The following is a 20,023-nucleotide window of genomic DNA, read 5'->3' on the forward strand; positions in this document are numbered from 1 at the left end:
CAGCTTCTGCAACACCTCAGCCAGCGACTTTCCTGCCGCCAACATCGCTTGCCCCTCCTGCAACAGCTTCACAATCTGCTCAGGCTTACGTCGTCGTCGCTTCGTCATCAAAGTCTCCTCGAACCAAAATCGGTCGATTGACTCTCATAACATCTGGATCAGAAAATGGGGAGCACGCCAAGTCCATCGTATTCATTCTCCTGCACCGTCGTAGCACCGTCGTAGCACCGTCCTGAAGCTTCACCAGACGGTTCCAGGCGTCGTAGGTGGCCGAGTAGGTCCCCGTCGGATCGTCCGGCTGCGGGAGCGTTGTCATGTTGCCTTTGACGTCGTACGCGGGAGTGGCCCAGCTGGGACCTGCCGTTTCCGCGATGTCGGTAATTTCATTCACCGTGTTGTTGGTCCGTTGTTGATTGAAGCTCCACCTCCCCGTGCCATACCGAGTTCGTAACGACTCGCGCTCGAAAGAATCGCTGAAATGAAGGTTGCTTAACGAGTTACGACAGATCGCGCATTCCTGCTCCCCTTCAAAACGAGTGGGCCACTTCGAACATCATCCCGGTTGATTAACAACTGGCGCGATATTCACTCCGATGAGAAGCTGCGCAAACCCTGCGGCCAAGAGTGAAAAGGAAGAGAGAACGACTCAAATAGTGCACTGTTGTGGTAACCATTAAGCGTTCCCGCGGTGTATCAATAGTTTGAAACAACTGCCTAACACGACCGCTTCGCGTGGAGTTTATCACGATGAGACGACTCGTCCAACCGCTGCTCTTTCTGCTCGCTCGCTGCACCCGCAACGAACTGATTCGTCAAATTGAATGGCTCAAAACCGAGAATCAGATGCTTCGTAAGCGAGTCGAAAAGAAGCGGATTTTCCTCGACGAGGAAGAGAAGGTGCGACTGATGAAACTGGGCCATGCCATCGGCAGCGACCTGAAACACTTGATCTCGATCGTTTCGTACAATACTTATCTCCGCTGGCTCCGAAACGAACGGAAGGGACATGTTCCGAAGAAAATGGGCCGACCACGGACAGCGGAATCGATTCAGAACCTCATCGTGAAAATTGCTACCGAGACCGGCTGGGGCTACACCCGCGTGATCGGAGAGATCAAGAAACTCGGCCTCAAACCACCGTCACGCAACACCGTCAAACGGATCATGAAAGCCCACGGCCTGAACCCCGGTCCCGATCGTGGTCCGGACAGTTGGCATGAGTTTCTGAAGCGGCATGCGGACACGCTGTATCAATGCGACTTCTTCTCAAAGCGAATCGTCACCAAGTTCGGCCTGCAGCAGTACTTTGTGCTGGTGTTTCTCCATCTGGGCAGCCGCAAGGTCCATGTGACCAAATGCACGCGAAAACCGAACGCTATGTGGATGAAGGACCAGGCGAAGAAGTTTGTCGAGCATGTGAAAGCCAACGGACAGGAGGTCACGCTTCTGCTCCGTGATCGGGATGGGATCTACCGATCCGGTTTCGACAAGTTGTTCCGCGACGCGGGGATCAAAGTGAAGAAAAACAGCATCCGTGCGCCGAATCTGCAAGCGCACATCGAGCGGTTCATCCAGAGTCTGCAGCAGGAAGCACTGGATCACTTCATCGTGTTCGGTGATGAGCACTTCGACTATCTGGTGTCAGAGTACGTGGAGTACTACCACACCGAACGACCACATCAGACGATGGGCAACGTCCCTCTCACCGGAGACTGGCCGGAACGGAAAGACGATCCGCCGGACACTATCCCGATCGAATGCCGGACGAGGCTGGGCGGACTGTTGCGGCATTACCAGCGGAAGGCGGCCTGATTGGTTCCAGGACGGAATCGGCGGATTGATGTCAACCGGAACGGATCGTCTCCGTGGAAACGTCAGCCAAGGTTGAGATACACACCGTTATGGTCGGAGATAGGCTCGGCTCCCAGCAGCTCCGCCTCCCAGACGTCGACGTGCAACAGCCGAGAGGCCCAGGACCGAGTCAAGCAGAGGTGATCGATTGTCGATTTGTTCTTCAACTTCCCCGTGGAAGTGAAATCTTGCTCTGTCACACAAATCATGTCGGCTTGACTCAGACAGGTGGTGAGGAGTTCTCGACCTTGGCGAGTTCCATACCATTGACGTCCCCACGGCCAGACGTAGCCATCCCGGCTCTGGTTCAAATCTCCTCCTAAGCAGAGACCGTGAGTGGGAAATCGCTTCCTCAGAGCCAGAAGATCCTCTTGAAGTTTTGAAATTGTTTCGTAGTGCAGTTGCCAACCTCTCATCTCCGAGACGTCTTGGCCCCGGGAACGATAGACCATCCCGTGGCGGTCGGCTGGAATCGCCCGGCGGGGTATCCTGGCCGGCTTTCCAGCGGGGTAAAAAACTCTGATTCCCCGGATTTTACAGCATTCCGCAAGATCACGACCGTACCACGATGGGACGCATTTTTCATCCGTTATTGGCTTTGCTGGCCTCCGCCACTCGTCAGGAACTGGTCTGTCAGCTGGCTGACCTCAAAGAAGAGAATCGAATCCTTCGGGCCATCTCGCCCAATCGGATATCTGGACGGTGTGAGTTTGAGGCTATGACTGACCGAAGAGCCGATACCCCGGTGGCTCGCTGTGCACGAAGATCTTCTCCAGTGTCTTCCAATGCATGTCGTACTCACGGCACGCGGCACGCTTGCTGATCTCGTTATTGAGCACACGACGACGGATTCCCGCCCACTTCTGACAACAAGTGATCATCTGGGCGCTACACTTTTATTCCGAAAATCATCCCTCCGGAAAGCGATACGTTTCTGGCCGATGTCTACAGATTAGAGATGGTGTTTTACAAACCCCGACCTTCACCGCAATTTTATCGATCGCTCCTCAAATCTTCGAATAGGTCGGTGATAGTCCAAACGAAAATTGAAAACATTGGCGATTCGGAATCGCGAGCTATACGAACCATACCAAAGACTGGGCTGGGTCAGGGCAAAACTTTTCCGATAGCAAAATAGCGCTCTCCTTATAGCATCCCAAAGATCTCATCACTTTTGGCCTCGCTCAACGTAATAGGCGCGCGCAACCACGATCACCTTTAAACGGAGAAGGGGTGTCTTGCGATGGTCTACCGGAATTGGTTGCAACGTGTTTGTCGTAAAATGGCAGGAGCTTCAACGGGAAGCGGGCAACGCCGGGCTGGCAAGCGAAGATGGCATGATTCCTTGCCATCGGCGGCTCAGCAGTTGGAAAAACGACTGCTTCTCTCCGCAAGTGTTTCCGGGAATCAAAATCATCCCGAAGGTTCACTTTATCAGCTCACGCTTGACGACGGTGGGGCCACAGCCGATTGGTGGGAATTGAATTGGGGTGATGGCAGTAGCGAGACTGTGAATGGTCAGCTGTCGGTTGCTAACCACGTTTACACTGACGGTCCGAATGCAAGGACGATCGTCGCGGAAGCGTTTTCACCTGGCAATGTCTTCCAGGAGCAAGATGGACGAATCCTGATCGAAGCCGAGAACTTTTCGGCTCAGCAACCAGGAACCGGTTCTGCCGCGACTCACAGCTGGTCGGTGGCAAATGACTCGAATGCCGGAGGCACATCGTTTCTTAGCTCTAGCCCGGTGAACGGTTACAGTTCACTGGACCAACTCGAGGGTCCAAGGCTTGATTACGAAGTCGATTTTCACTCGACGGGAACTTGGTATGTCTGGGTCCACCTCCAAGAAAGTTCGACAGGCAGTGGATCGGTGCACGTCGGGTTGAACGGAACCGCTGCTACGCTGGGGCATTCCGGTGTTCAGGCTACGGATAGCCAATGGGCATGGCAGGGACATCTTTCTACGACACCAACAGTGGCACGCATCGAACTGCAGGTTACTGCGCCTGGCGAGCAGACTTTGAATGTCTGGATGCGAGAAGCGGGCGTGAAATTCGATCGAGTGCTGTTGACACAAGACATTAACGAAGTCCCGACAGGAATTGGCGATGCCGAATCGATCACGGCAAAACGTGAGGTGAGTTCTCTGGCCGTGCAGATCGACGACGTTGCCCCCACGCTGACCATTTCCGGAATCGCTTCGATCACGGAGGGTGAGACGTATTCCCTCTCTTTGAGCAGCTCAGATCCTGGCCTGGACACGATTTCGGAATGGACAATTGATTGGGGTGATGGCGCGGTCGAAACGCTCGCTGGCAATCCAAACCTGGCAACGCATGTCTACACGGATGGAGATGCGATCTACCAGATTACAGCGACGGCAGAGGACGAAGATGGAGTCCATTCAGCGAACTCGTTGAATCTCAACGTTAGCAACGTGGCGCCCACTCTGACCATCTCCGGTGACGCGACCTCCTCAGAAGGCGCGCTCTATACGTTGAACTTGTCGAGTTCAGATCCAGGCCAGGATACGATTGCCGCCTGGGAGATCAACTGGGGAGATGGCAATGTCGAGACCATCAGCGGCAATCCATCGACGGTGACGCATGTCTTTCTCGACGATTCCCCAGGATACACGATCTCTGCAACAGTGACTGATGAGGATGGGACACATTCATCGAATAGCGTCGTGGTCGCCGTCTCGAACGTTTTGCCGATGGTCAGCATCGCGGGTTCCGCAATCATCAGTGAAGGGGGCTCGTATGTGCTGACGCTTTCGCACAGCGATCCGGGTGATGACACCGTCAGTCAGTGGACGATTGACTGGGGCGATGGGATCACCGAGATCGTGCCTGGCTCACCGGCAAGTGTCACGCATCAATTCCTGGATGGGCCTGCCAATCACACGATCCGGGCGTGGGCGACAGACGAAGATGGGACGTACAACACGACTTCCGTCGCTGTCTCGGTTACTAATGAGCAGCCGGTTGCTGCGGTCAGTGGAGCAACGAGTATCCTTGAGGGAAGCGAATATACGCTGGCGTTGTCGGTTACAGAGCACGGTCTCGATTCAATTTCACAATGGGACATCGACTGGGGTGACGGGACCATCGAAACGTGGGTTGGCAATCCGGCATTTGCGTATCACATCTACGCCGATGGCGATGCATCGTACACGATCACCGCCTCCGTCACCGATGAGGATGGCGTGTTCTCGGCCAATTCCATTGCCGTGACGGTCACCAACGTTGTCGCGTACTCCGTTTCTGGTCCAGTTGCGATCGACGAACAAGGGACCTACACACTCGCCCTTGTCAGCAATGACCCAGGCCAAGACACACTCACCGAATGGGAAATCAACTGGGGAGATGGGACCATTGAGACGATCGCCGGTCATCTGACATCGGCCACGCACGTCTTTGATGATGGGCCTGTCCAGCGGTTGATTACTGCGAGTGTCACCGATGAGGATGGGACCCATGTCACAAACAGTGTAACTGTTGACGTCCGCAATGTGGCGCCAGCACTGTCGATCAGTGGAGACGCTTCGATTGCCGAGGGAAGTCTCTACACGTTGAACTTGTCGAGCACAGAGGTCGCCGATGACACGATTACGTCCTGGACGATTGATTGGGGTGATGGCTTCGAAGAGATCATTTCCGGAAACCCAACAAGCGTGACCCATACATACGCGGATGGTTCAATGACTTACACCATCGCAGCGCAGGCGACAGACGAAGACGGAACGCACGCGGCAAACAGCCTGTCGGTTGTGGTCACAAACGTCGACCACGCCGTCACAATTGCTGGCCCAACAACGATCGATGAAGGGGCGATTTACACCCTCGATCTCAGCGGTACCGATATCGGTCGTGACACGATACAGGAATGGACTGTCAACTGGGGTGATGGATCTTCCGACACAGTGACCGGCTCTCCGGCATCCCTGACTCACTTTTACGCTGACGGTGCCAACTCGTACACGATCACGGCCACGGCGACCGATGAAGATGGGACATTTGCTTCCAATCCGTTGCCTGTGACGGTGAGTAATGTCGCTCCTGATTTGACAATTCATGGGCCAACATTCGCAATAGCGGGTGCGAGTTACACACTGCAGCTGACCAGCCATGATCCCGGCGCCGACACAATTACCCAATGGGAAATCAATTGGGGCGATGGTACGATCGAGACGGTCACCGGAAATCCATCGTCAACGACGCATACCTACAGCTCCAGCGGACAGAACTATACAATTTCCGCGACTGCCACCGATGAAGATGGGACGTACTCAGCAAACTCCTTGAACATCGAGACACGAACGTCTGCGCCCAACGCATGGGTCTTGGGGTCTGGCGTGATTGACGAAGGATCGACATTCACACTCGATCTGAACGGCGCAGCTGGCATCACCTCTTGGGATGTCAATTGGGGTGACGGCATCACCGAAACGTTCAGCGGATCAACGCTCAGCGTGACGCACACATATTCCGATGGAGACAGTGTCGCCACAATCTCGGCCACAGCGTCGGACGGATCGACCAACTATCCAGCAGATTCCGTGACCGTTCAGATTCGTAATGTCGCGCCGACGCTCACGCTCAATGGGTCTTCACCGATTTCCGAAGGAGACAGCTTCACGCTCAACCTGAGTAGTCTCGACCCAGGCAGCGACACGATCTCTGGATGGTGGATTGATTGGGGTGACGGAAATACCGAAACGGTCTCTGGCAATCCCCCCTCAGTCTCTCATAACTACGTTGACGGATTGAATTATACAGTTCGCGCGACCGCCACCGATGAAGATGGAACGTATCTTGCCACACCGTTCGTCCTGGTCGTCAATAATTCTGCGCCGACACTCACAATTACCGGCGCAGCGACCACCTCGGAGGGGGCCGCCTATTCCTTGCAGCTTAATGCCGCAGATCCCGGCAAGGACACGATTGAAATCTGGACAATCGATTGGGGCGATGGCACGACATCCACTGTCACCGGAAGTCCGCAGCGGGTGACTCATGTCTTTGCTGACGGACCGCTCACTCACACGATCACTGCGACCGCCACCGACGAGGATGGCAGCTACGCATCGAATGCACTCACGGTCACGGTGAACAATGTCGCAAATCCTCTGATCTCTGGTCCAGCGTCGGTCTTGGAAGGCAGCGTCTACACACTCCAGCTTGATGGAAATGACCCAGGCGCTGACACCATCGCTTCCTGGTCGATCAATTGGGGCGATTGCCAAACCGAGCTGGTCGCTGGCAATCCTGGTTCAGTCACTCACATTTTTGCCGATGATCTGCAGAACTATACGATTTCGGCGACCGCTACCGATGAAGATGGAACTTTTGCTTCAAATTCTCTCAACGTACAGGTGATCGATGTCGCTCCGACGTTCACCCTCAGTGGTCCATCAAACGCTTTGGAAGGAGCCCCATACACGCTCCAACTTGAGGTGAGTGATCCAGGTCAGGACACGGTCAGTGAATGGATCATCGACTGGGGGGATGGCCGGCTCGAGACAGTGACGGGAAGTCCGACCAGCGCCGATCATGTTTATCTGGATGGTGACGCCACCTATCGAATTTCCGCTCGGGGGACCAATGAAGATGGAACCTGGCGAAGCAATTCGATTCTCGTGGTTGTCGCGAACGTCGCTCCGGCGCCCACGATCAGCGGAGCTTCTTCGGTTGCTGAAGGAAGTCCCTACCTATTGGCGCTCCAAAGTTCTGATCCAGGTCGTGACACGATCACCTCATGGACAATCAATTGGGGGGACGGCAACACGACGACCGTGTCTGGTCAGCCAAGCTCTGTCCAGCACACCTATGCGGATGGGTTGAACAGTCACACGATTACCGCCACGGCCACTGATGAAGATGGCCTCTATTCTTCAAACAGTCTGAGCGTCACCGTGACGAATGTCGCTCCAAGTGTCGTGATTTCCGGAACTGGAATCGTTGATGAGGGGAGTCCCTATACCCTGAACCTTTCCACAAGCGATCCTGGCCAGGAGACGATTGTCGAGTGGTTTATCGATTGGGGCGACGGACAGACCGACACGATCATCGGCAATCCCGGGAGCGTGGACCACACGTATCTGGATGGAAATGCCAGCCATTCGGTCGTCGCGTTTGCCATTGATGAGGACGGGACGTTCGTCTCGAACAGCCATGACGTAATGGTCCGAAACGTCGCACCGACATTGACGATTTCCGGTTCAGCGACCTCAGTCGAAGGAGGCTTGTACGTCCTTGACCTGGCCAGTCAGGATCCTGGTCCCGACACGATCACTCAATGGACGATCAGTTGGGGAGATGGAACCGTTCAGACCATCAATGGCAATCCGAGCCAGATAACGCACGTCTTCTCTGACGGTCCGCAGACCTACACGATCCAAGCGACGGCGACAGATGAAGACGGGGTTCATTCTTCGAATGCCTGGAGCGTCAACGTCTCGAATGTTGACCCTACTTTGTTGTTGTCAGGTCCGGAGACAGCTGCTGAGGGTTCACAATATGTCTTGAGTCTCTCCAGTAGTGATCCAGGTGACGATAGTTTGATCGAGTGGATCATCGACTGGGGTGATGGAACGACCTCCAGCATTGCTGGCTCGGCGACGACGGCAACTCATACCTACGCTGACGGAGACAACTTCTATACGATCACGGCGACGGCGCGAGATGAGGACGGCACCTACGCTGCCGGGAATTCCGTTTCGGTTGCTGTCGAGAACGTTGATCCAATCCTCACGATTAGTGGAAACGCGACAGCGCTGGAAGGGGCGGTCTACAACCTCACACTCAGCGTCCTGGATCCTGGAGCGGATACGATCGCGTCGTGGACAATCGACTGGGGTGATGGCACCATCCAAACGATACATGATGCGCCGCCGGTCGTGGGACATGTTTACGCCGATGGCCCCAACTCCTACACGATCTCTGCGACCGCGACGGATGAGGATGGAACCTACTCTTCGAATTCTCATCAGGTGAGCGTTCAGAATGTGGCGCCTACGCTGACGCTGAGCGGGAACCGTTATGTTCTGGAGGACACAACGTACACGCTCAACATGTCAAATCTGGACCCGGGTCAGGACACGATCACGAGTTGGACGATTGACTGGGGTGACGGACACAGCGAAGTCGTTGCAGGGAATCCGACGTCATGGACTCATCAGTATGCTGACCCAGGAATTCGTGTCGTGACCGCCACAGCCACGGACGAGGACGGCACCTATTTATCGAACAGCCACAAAGTGTATGTCGGTCGTCTATTGGTCGAAAACACGGACTTTCACGTTGAGGATTCCATTGACGTGACTGTCCCGGCCTCACCGTCGAAAGCCTCGTTCTACTTCTTCGCCCTGAGCTTTGACACTTCAGATCTGACAGGGATCAACGACGCATTCGAACTCGCCCTCGTCGACAGCGTTGGACAGCCCCTCGTCCCCACGATTGGCAACGGACGCGATGCGTTCTTCAACATCTCCGAGGAACTTCCCGAGGCGATGGGTGTCACCACGACCTTTGATGAGGGCCTCGGTCACGTCCAGGTGGACCTCACACAATTTCCGGCAGGATTCGCGGCGACATTGCTGGCTCGACTCGTCAACAATGATAGTGACACCACGACTCAGGTGGCGATTGTTCCTGAAGTTGAGTTTGAACAGGTCACACCTGGCCCGCTCGGGTCGGCAGTCCCTCAAGATTTCGCTACGGAGCCAGGCGCTGTCGACTTCTCAGGGCTAGCGGACGTCACGCCGAGCGTCGACGTGGAATACCAGACAACTTCATACGCCGATGGCAGCGGAACCTTGCATATCGGCCTCAATCTCAACCACGTCGGGAGTTATCCGGTTCACCTTCCGCTGATTCTCGCTGTCGAAAACATTTCCTCGGCGGCGGTGACACTCGTCGAACCCGATGGATTTCTGGAGAATGGATCACCCTACTACAATCTCAGTCAGATTGCCGAGGCGTCTGTCGGTCCAACTCTGGATCCTGGGGAAACCGTATCCAATGTGGTCCTGCGGTTTGAGAATCTGGACGAAATTCAGTTCAGCTATACGCTGAAGCTGTATGGGGAATTGAATCAAGCGCCTACCTTCACCAGCACTCCCCACACCGAAGTGCCAACAGGCGGAATTTGGATCTATGGTGCGACCGCCAGCGATCCGAACGAAGACCCTTTACAGTATTTCGTGGTGAATAGTCCTGCCGGGCTGACGATTGATCCTGACACCGGTGATGCGGAATGGGAGACGGGTTCCACCTCTCTGGGGAGTTATCCGGTCGTGCTTCGAGTCGTCGATCCGCATGGTGCAGACGACTTCCAATCGTTCTCGGTCACGATCACTGATGGTCAACAGAACCAGCTACCTGAGTTCACCTCGATACCGGAAGTCGATGCCTACGTCGGTGAGCAATATGTCTATCCAGCGTCTGCATTCGATCCGGACGGGGATGAACTGGCGTTCTCTGTCGCCTCAGGACCAAGTGGCTTCGCAGTCGTTGACGCGGAGAGTGGCTTCTACACCTGGACGCCGACTCCCGATGATCTGGCCGCCGGGTTCCGGCAGGTCACCGTTCAAGTCTCTGATGGTCGGGGGGGCGTGACACGTCAGAACTATCGGATCATCGTGCATCCTGATCCGAATAACCAGAATCCAATAATTACAACAGAACCGTCCGAGCAGTACACGATTCCGGATCTCTCGTCGAATCCCCCGCTGGGAAATGTCGATCCGACCCGATTGGACCTCAGCCTGACTCGGGGTGAAGAGAAATTCGAGCAGTTCTTGTTGTCACTTGATCAACAGAGCGCGCATTCTGCGGACATCGTGATTGTGGTTGACGAATCTGGCTCAATGACGACCGAGCACGATTGGATCGCTACGATGGTGACCGATCTTGATGCGCGGCTGCAGGCACAGGGGATCCATGACAATCGTTTTGCCCTCATCCCCTACGAGAACGGTTCCTACAAGCTAAACCCCTTCGAGCATCCGTTCACGGCACTGTTATATGATCCCAATGATGTGCTGATTGAGAATAGCGAGATCGCATCGATTGATCATTGGAATTCCTTTATCGAAACGCTTCCTGCGGATGGAGAATACGTGCTCGTGTTGGTACCCAAATCGATCGACGAAGTCGATGGATTTGGAATCGCGATGGATCGCGTGCAACCGATGATCCAGACCTCTTCTCTGACGCTCAATGAGATCGTCTCCGGAGCCATTCCGAACGTGGGAGACATTGATCGCTACGCATTCACGATCGATGAACCGACCGATGTCTACGTGGACTCCCTTTCCACCGGAGTGACCGGATTATGGAAAATTCATGGGCCGAATGGAACGATTGATGGACCACTCGATCAGGTTCTTCGTCTGGAGGCAGGCTACTACACTCTCGATGTCACTCGTTCAGAACTCTATCCGGCTGGCTACACGTTTCGTCTGATCGACCTGCATGCCGTTGCTGAACCGCTGACGTTTGGAACGACCACGATTCCTGCGGACTTGGGCTATGACACGGTCGTCTATTCTCTTTCACTCGACGATCTGCAGACGCTTTACTTTGAAGCCGGAGTGACTTCGCAAAATGGTCTCGGAACCTGGTCGTTGATTGACCCCGCTGGTGAGGAGGTTTTCAGCCAATTTTTTGCCGGAACCTACCCCGAACCAGGCGAGTTCGAGTTGAGCGATCAGGGTGATTACCTGCTCGTCATTGACCGCGTCTCTGATCAGGAATTGTCATTCAACGTCTTCCCGTTTGTTGCGGCGAGCGGGACAGCGTTGACGTTTGGCGAAGAAGTCTCGGGAGCCATCAGTAGCTCCGGCGAACAACAGGTGTACTCATTCAGTCTCACGGAACGTTCACATCTGTTCTTCGATGCAATGTCTTCCAATTCCAATTTGCTCTGGACCCTCCAAGGCCCAGGGGGAACGGAAGTCGATCAGCGGGAGTTGAGGGCGTATGAGGGATATTCTTCCGATCCTCAAATTTACTACACACATGGTCACGTGGTCCCCGACCTTCCTGCAGGAGACTATGAATTGGTCTTTGAAGGGAATCAGGGAGCGACCGGAACATACCAGTTTCGGTTACTAAACTTGCAACAGGCCACCACGATCACGCCGGGGACGTACAACGATTCATTGCCGGGTGGCAAAGGGGCACTCGCCTATCAAGTTGATGTGACTGGCGACGAATCCTGGCATTTCTTCTCCAAACTCAAGAATAAGAATTTTTACGCAGGTCGCCGGATGATCGTCGATCCTTACGGCGAAATCATCTGGGATCAGCAAGCCGACAACGAGGATCTGTCCAACCCGAAGTATCAGCAAGTTAACTTTGAGCATACGGGTCCGCATTGGCTCATCTTTGATGGATTGGTTACGGAGTCGAGCAGTTCAGTCTCGGTACAAATGACAGCGATCCAAGATCTTGAAACGGTTGGGACGCTGACTTGGGGAGAACTGAACGACACGATTTCCGATTCGTATGGAATTCGTCGCTACGATTTCAACCTGACTCAAGCGACCGATCTCTTCGTCAATATCCCCGGCTATTTGACTGGTGAATGGACTTTGCCTGATGGCTCCACAGCCACACTGACAGAAGGGTTTCAGCGATTCAATCCAGGCGACTATCAACTCCGCATCTTCAATACGGGATTGAACTCGATGTCGTTCCAACTCCAGCTGCATCGAATTGGAGGCGCTGAAAACGAAGCGTTGACGATCGGCAGCCCGTTCTCCAGGGACGTGCCAGGGACGGAACGCAATCTGCACGATTTCTTTCAATTCACGGCGACCGCCGGAGACGAGTTTGACTTCCAGACTCCGTACACATTTTACAACGATCCCAGAACCTGGACCCTCTACGATCCGGCAGGGCACGTTGTCTTCAGCGAACTGGTCAACAATCCCAGCGGCGAAGTCGGCCCGGTCCGATTGACTCAATCGGGAGATTACCTGCTTGTCGTGAATCGTTACGTCGCCACAACATTGACGAAAACGTATGGCTTCGAGGTGACGTTCCTGGGCAACACCGCCGCCCCGTCCGGGACCGGTATGGCGCTCACACTCGGTTCCCCTGTCACAGATACGCTCGCTGCGCAGTATGAATCCGACTTTTTTCATTTCACCTTGAGCGACCCGTCTCTGATCCAGATTGAGCGATTGGGGGGAATGAACATTCGGTATTCGTTGACCGGACCTTACGGCGCGGTGGTTACGAATAGTGTGTTAAACCTGACGACACCGGGCCGACATACCGTTCCCGCCGGTCTCTACGAGCTGGAAATCGAAGCCAATCCCGGCTATGCCACAGGAACCTACGACTTTCAGGTCGTCGACCTCACCAGCGCCAGTACTCTGACCCCTGGGACTGTCACCACAGCCAATGTGGATCCTGGTTCCGGCTCCAAAGCGTACCAGTTTACCGCTGCAGCCGGTGACGCATTCTATTTTGATCACCAGTCGAGTACCACCTCCTCTGGACGATGGAATCTGCTCGACCCGACGGGGAACGTGTTGTTCAACGTCACTTCGGGAGTCGATGGGGGACGAGTCGTCCTGGCGGAGACAGCGACATACACGCTCGTGTTCGATGCCCCGGCGGGAAGTTCATCTCCTCACGAATTGACCTTCAATGTTGTCCCGGAAGTGGTGAATAGTGCAAACCTGCTGCTCAATACAAGCCAGAGCGGAAGCATTGCATCGATCGGGCAGCAGGACCGATATCTATTCACTCTCACCGACCGGACACTGACAACGCTGGATGTTCTGCAAGGAAGTGGGACGATTGCCTGGTCACTTATTGGACCAGAAGGAACAATCGTTTTGGATCGGTCACTCGATCAATCGGACGCTGGTGATGTCGCCGATGAGGATGCGGTTTTCGATTTATTGGCGGGTGACTATGAATTGATCGTCAACGGTATCGGAACTGCCACCGGCGGCTATGAATTCCAGTTGGCTGATCTTTCAGTGGCTGCGCCGCTACCGGTGACCGGTAGCACAACGGGAACCCTTGTGCCCGCGAATCAAACGGCGGGTTGGTCGTTTGATGGGGAGATCGGCCAATCACTTGTCGTTGATGTCACCTCATTCACTGGTGCCAGTGGAGGACGCTGGAGACTCGTCAGTCCATTCGGCAAAGTTCTCGATGGTCAACCGCTGCAGACTGGTCAGACGCTGGTGACGCTGGATGCCGAAGGGTCATGGACATTTCTGATTGAAGGCGACCTCGCGGACAGCGCGAGTTCAGCAAATTACGCGTTCTCAATCACCGAAACTTCCGCCTCACTGACGCCACTGATTCTGGGCGCAACGACAGTTGCCGACGTTTCGCTGGGAAGCACGGTCGGATTTGAGTTCACGCTGTCTGCACAGACATTACTCAGTTTTGACTCTTTCAGCGATCGTTCTGATCTCTTCTGGTCGTTGGCTGATGACACGCGAGAATTCATACGGGCGCAAGCGTTTTCCGGTGCAAGCGGATCGAGTCGGCAAGGTTCTGATCTGGTGTTCACGCTTGAGCCAGGAACGTATTCGCTGACAGTTTTCGGAACGTCTTCCTCCAGTGGACAGGCACAGTTCCGGCTGCTGGATGTCGCGAATGCTGCTCAGCCCCTCACGATCGGACAGACAGCGAGCGGTCAGGTCACACCGAATTCAGGGACTGTCATTCGCAGCTTTTCGGCAACAAACGGAGAGGAGTTCTATTTTCTGAATTCGAACTGGACAGGCAATAGTTCTGGCCGATGGCGGTTGGTCGATCCCCTAGGACGAACCGTTTTCGCCGAGCCAACTGGAACGGATGCGGGTCGACATACTCTGATTGAATCGGGGACGTATCACATTCTGGTCGAAGCGGCAATCGACGAAACCACCGCTGCCGACTACGGGCTGCTGATTCAGCCTGTCGTCAAGACGACACAATCGTTGACCCTGGACCAACCGGTCGCTGCGACAATCGCATCCGCTGGCGAGCAGCACGTCTACGAGTTTGCAGTCCGCACCAGAACGAACGTCTACTTTGATGCCCTTTCCAGCAACTCGGATATCGCGTGGTCACTGATTGGTTGCGACGTGCAGCCGGTCGCGGAACGACGCTTTGATCAGTCCAATGCTGGCGATCTGGAATCGGGTTCGCCAGTCTTCCACTTGCTACCGGGGACCTATTCACTTGTTGTCGAAGGCGTGTCCGCAGCCACAGCCGCTTACGAGTTCCAACTGCTCAACCTCACCAACGTCCCCGCGATAACGATCGATCAGTCCGCCACGGGTCAGCTCTCAACCGGTCTGTCCACCACATCTTTGAAATTCACTGCCGATGCGGGAGACCTTTTGAAGTACGGTCCGACCAACTGGACCGGCGGAAATCAGACGCTTTGGAGTCTGGTGGACCCACGTGGAAGAATCATTCTGACTCAACGGATGTCAGACCCGCCGACAGTCCGTCCGATCGAACTTGACGGAACATACACAATTCTCATTGAAGGGGCGGACGCCATCGGCACGAGTCCGGCGTTCGAGTTCCTGGTCAGTACCGCCACAACGGACCCCAACTCCATCGTCAACGCCACGACGACCGGCACGATTTCCACCTCGGGTGAAGTCGTCGATTATCAGTTCGCTGGTCTCGACGGGCAGCGGCTGCACTTCGCCTGGCGAGAGTCGGATTCCGACTATTTCACGATGCAGGTGCTGGATCCGAGTGGCGCGTCCGTACTCTCGGTGGGCTACAGCCCGTTGACAAGTGCGTCGAACCTGAACAGCTATTCAGATTTGACGACACTGACCTCCTCAGGCACATACACTGTCCGCATCACTGGCAACGGCGGGGCGACCGGCAATTTTGGTTTCCACATCACCGATGTCGGCTACGCGTCGATGATCGATTGGGAAGGCTCGATTGAGGGGTCATTTGGATCGGCACTGGATGCTCAGGTATTCCGGTTCCTGGGTCAATCGGGAGAGTCGGCCAGATTCGAATCTTCGCCCTGGGGGAATTCCGCAAAAATCGCGTCCCGGATTCCACTGCTTGACGCGGATGGGGATGAAGAACTTGGATACGATGCGCTCGAACAGGCAGCGCTGCATATCAACTACCGACCTGACACGTTGAAGCACATCATCTTTGTCACTGACGAGGATGACGACGGTGGAGATCGGGCAGAAACTGCACAAGGAGTCCTTGAAGAAGGTGGGATTCCATTTCATTCGGTCATCGGCGTGAACATTGACGTCAACGGTCTCGACACGCTGGGATATGTGCCAGACGGATCGCGAAAACTCGCGTTTCGGGCAGATGGGATTGGTGGCTACACCGTCGAATCATCAGAAAACGTCCAGGTCTTTGATGTCGAGGTGTTTGGTTCCGGCGGGACTCTCGGCGACTACGTCGCCCTGGCCGACCTAGTCGACGGGTCGGTTTGGTCCTTGCCAAAGATTTCACTCGCAGGCCCGACGACGACCTCATTCACGACTGCGTTCGTCGACTACCTGGCCGGGATTCATTCCGAATCACCAATCGACCTCATCTTCTCCGATCCGGACGCTCCGATCGAAATCGTAGATCTCCGCATCGAAAATGGTGATCTGATTGCAGACGTTGCTTTGACAGGAGACGGTGGAGCGTATGCCTTTGATGCGGAATTCATCCGGTCCGGTAGCCCGGAACGGATTCTCGGTTCGATCCCCATCACGATTCGACCCGCGTACGAATACGACGCCGATGCCTACGATCCGGATGGCGATCCCTTGATCTACACGTTGGTGGGAGAGGACCACGGAGCCACGTTCGACGACACGACGGGTCACCTGGTCTGGGATGTCGAGTCGACTGGTGATTACGAATTCACAGTCCGCGTTGAAGATGATCGCGGTGGCTTTGATATCCAGACCTGGACCGTGACAGTCGGAGACACGGCTGCCGGAAATACCGCCCCTATCATTGATGCCGCAGGCCCATTTGATCTCGAAGTCGGTCGACCGTTCCAAATTCAGATGTCCGGACACGATCCCGACAACGACGTTATCACCTGGGGGCTCATTGCAGATGCCGTCACGGGAGCCAGCATTCCCGGCGGAATGGAAATGCATCCGTTGAATGGCTTTCTGACCTGGACACCTACGATCGATGACATTGGCTCCCACACCATCCTGGTGAGTGCGATCGATGGTCGGGGAGGACGCACCCTCTCCTGGATTGAGCTGAGTGTGGCGGAGCCGACCACGCCACTACCGATCAATCATGCGCCGGAATTCCTCGGATTGCCGCCTGAAACCGCCGAGGTCGGAGTCTTGTATCGGTATGCACCCTTGGTGCGTGACTTCGATCAGGATCCACTTCAGTTTTCGTTGGGGGTCGCTCCACATGGAATGGCGATTGAACCGAATAGCGGAGTCATCTCCTGGCGCCCCAGCGCCGATCAGGTGGGGGGGCCACATCCCGTCGTGATTGTCCTGCGAGACACGAAGCTGGGAGTGGTCACGCAACGTTTCGACATTTCCGTGAGTTCCTCCAATCAACTCCCAATCGTGCTCGATTCCCCTGCCAGCGTGGCCACAGAGAGTGAGCTCTATTCTGGACAACTCGCTGCTATTGATCCCGACAGCCAGCAACCAGTGACCTGGTCTCTGACGAATGGTCCGACCGGTCTCCAAATTGATGCCAGCGGAGCGGTCTCTTGGCCAATTCCGATTCTGGGAACGTTTACCATTTCCGCCGTTGCGACTGATGACGAAGGAGGGACCACCGACTTCAGCTGGGACGTCACGGTTCTCTCCGCGACGAATCAGGCTCCTACGATCGAGACGATTCCACGTTCTTCGATTCGCGGTGAGTGGACGTTCGTGCAACGGTTTACTGCCACGGACCTCAATCAGGATCGGCTCAGCTGGAGCCTGATCAGCGGTCCCAACGGAATGACGATCACGGACGACGGCTGGATCTCCTGGCAGACAACCGCTGATGACATTCGAGCTGCTGCGTATCCGTACACGATACGAGTCGAAGATGGACGCGGTGGGAGCGATGAACAGACATTCGAACTCTTTGTCACTCATGAATCGACGAATAGTCCGCCCACGATCACCTCAACACTTCCGAGTGTGGCCACAGTCGATCAAGAAATCACACTCACTCTGACAGGCGACGATGTGGATGGAGATTCCATCTGGTGGTCACTGCTGGAAGGCCCTGACAATCTTGTGATTGATGCGGCGACAGGGCAATTCTCCTGGACACCTCCCACCGAGCAGATCGGCGAACAAGTCATTCGGATTCTTGCCGCCGACGCTTATGGGGGATTCGATATCCTAGAGCAAGCGATCGCGGTACGGGGGACGTTCCGGCCACCAACGACAACTCCGACGCCAGTTCCGGTCGCCGTCATTGGGCAGCAATGGGAATATTGGGTCTCTGCCACCGATCCGCAAGATTTGCCGCTCCTGTTCGAGCTGGATGCTGTATCCGAGGCAGCAGGTGTCGCAATTGACCCTGCTACTGGACAGCTGACCTGGACCTCGTCGCAAATCGGCCAGCAACCTGTGACGGTCACAGTCTCCAATGGAGTGGCGGCGGTCGAACAGTCGTTTGTGATCTCGATTCTCTCTGCTCCGCTCAATCAAGTCCCGATCATCACGACCGAGCCAGCAGTCGAATCTGAAATCGGAGTCGAATTTCGGTACGACTTCCATGCCAACGACGAAGACCCATCAACGTTGTCCTGGACATTGACTGCTCCCAACGGCATGCCGAACGGTGTGATCTTCAACGAGCCAGGCAAGTTCTTCACCTGGACTCCGGATTCGTTGGTGGAAAACCAATCGATCGTGTTCGTATTGACAGCGACGGACGCTGGTGGTCTGCAGGCGGTGCAATCGTTCGCTGTCCTGGCGCGGCCCGCGAATGTTCCGCCGATCATTTCGCCAATCGGACAAGTCACGATCTCTGGCGGCGCGACCTACCGTTATGATGTCGAAGTCACGAATTCTGACAACGACTTTCTGACGTATTCGCTCGATCAGGCATCCGTGACACGCGGAATGACGATTGACCCGTTGGGGCGCATCACCTGGATGACGGATGACAGTGACCTCGGTAGCTATACCGTGGACGTAAACGTCGCGGATCACCGTGGGATGTGGGACATGGAGTCGTTCCAGTTGACCGTCGTCGAAGACCAGACGCCCCCTGAAGTTTCGGTCGAGTTCTCTCCTGGTCCTGTCGATACCGGTGTTCCTCTCGACATCAAAGTCAATGCGGTTGATGATGTCGCTGTCGTCACCCGAACTCTCAAGCTGGTGGAGCTCGACACCGGCAGCCAGATCATTCCGCTGGGTCAGGAAGTCCCGCTCGATGGCAATTTTGTTGGAACAGTCATCGTGAATTCCTTCGGAATGCTCAAGGTCGAAGCGACGGCGACGGACATCAACGGAAACTCCGCCACCACGGTCGATACGATTCAGATCACCAATCCAGATGACTACACAGGACCAACGGTCGATCTGCTTGGATTTATGGGCGATGACCCGCCCTACACGACGCCTTTTGATGTGACCGGCACCGTCAGTGATGATCAACCGACTGGGTTGTTCTGGACCCTGCAGCTTCGCCAGAAATATAGCGACGCCACTCCGATCGAAATCGCAAGTGGAACCGGCTCATTCACACAGGGCGTGATTGCGACCGTTGATCCGAATCTGTATCCCGATGGCTTCTATGATCTGGAACTGATTGCCACCGATAGCGGCGGCAACACAACGAAGTCGTCTTACTCGATCACTATCGAAAGCAAGATCAAACTCGGTAGTAATCGCGTTTCCTTTATCGATCTGGAGATTCCGGTCGCTGGCATCCCCATTGTTGTGACCCGAACATACAACTCACTCAATAGCGACAAATCGAAAGACTTCGGTTACGGCTGGACGCTTGACGTCACCAATACTCAGATCGAAGTCGATTATCATTTCGACAACCCAGGGCCAGGGTTTGCAGGATACATTCCATTTCGGGCCGGTTACACGAATCTCTATGTCACATTGCCTGATGGCACTCGTGAAGGGTTCCTGTTCTCCGTTGAAAATGCTTGGACTTCCCAAGGGCTTGATCCCGGATTCGCTGACCTATTGGGGCCGAAAAGA

The 20,023-nt window shown here is 55.0% G+C and carries 5 protein-coding genes; 2 read left to right on the forward strand and 3 right to left on the reverse strand.

Going from position 1 to position 20,023, the window contains the following annotated elements; genetic code table 11:
* Positions 1-85: 85 nt before the first annotated feature.
* Entirely contained in the window at positions 86-391 is a 306-nt protein-coding gene (locus KOR42_RS23630; RefSeq protein ID WP_146512306.1) for a hypothetical protein, read from the reverse strand.
* Between the two features lie 356 nt (positions 392-747).
* Between KOR42_RS23630 and KOR42_RS23635 the strand changes: the two genes are divergently transcribed.
* Complete coding sequence (locus KOR42_RS23635; RefSeq protein ID WP_146512307.1) at positions 748-1,812, forward strand: integrase core domain-containing protein; 1,065 nt, start codon at positions 748-750, stop codon at positions 1,810-1,812.
* A gap of 62 nt (positions 1,813-1,874) precedes the next feature.
* Here the strand turns inward: KOR42_RS23635 and KOR42_RS23640 are convergent, their stop codons facing one another.
* Both KOR42_RS23640 and KOR42_RS27030 read right to left on the reverse strand, forming a co-directional pair.
* Positions 1,875-2,267, reverse strand: coding sequence for a hypothetical protein (locus KOR42_RS23640; RefSeq protein WP_231741097.1), 393 nt, complete (start codon positions 2,265-2,267; stop codon positions 1,875-1,877).
* Between the two features lie 300 nt (positions 2,268-2,567).
* The gene (locus tag KOR42_RS27030; RefSeq protein WP_197441516.1) at positions 2,568-2,732 is read right to left on the reverse strand and encodes a hypothetical protein; all 165 of its coding nucleotides are present in this window, start codon (positions 2,730-2,732) and stop codon (positions 2,568-2,570) included.
* Positions 2,733-3,094: 362 nt separating this feature from the next.
* Here KOR42_RS27030 and KOR42_RS23645 point away from each other — a divergent pair.
* Positions 3,095-20,023 (forward strand): PKD domain-containing protein (locus KOR42_RS23645; RefSeq protein WP_146512309.1); only part of this gene is annotated, 16,929 nt, incomplete at its 3' end.

This window comes from Thalassoglobus neptunius (assembly GCF_007859735.1).
In the GTDB taxonomy this organism is placed as follows: Bacteria; Planctomycetota; Planctomycetia; order Planctomycetales; family Planctomycetaceae; genus Thalassoglobus; species Thalassoglobus neptunius.

Bases quoted from the DNA above. Each gene is read 5' to 3' on its own strand.
- KOR42_RS23635 (WP_146512307.1), top strand. From the start codon at position 748: ATGAGACGACTCGTCCAACCGCTGCTCTTTCTGCTCGCTCGCTGCACC.
- KOR42_RS23640 (WP_231741097.1), bottom strand. From the start codon at position 2,267: ATGAGAGGTTGGCAACTGCACTACGAAACAATTTCAAAACTTCAAGAG.
- KOR42_RS27030 (WP_197441516.1), bottom strand. From the start codon at position 2,732: ATGATCACTTGTTGTCAGAAGTGGGCGGGAATCCGTCGTCGTGTGCTC.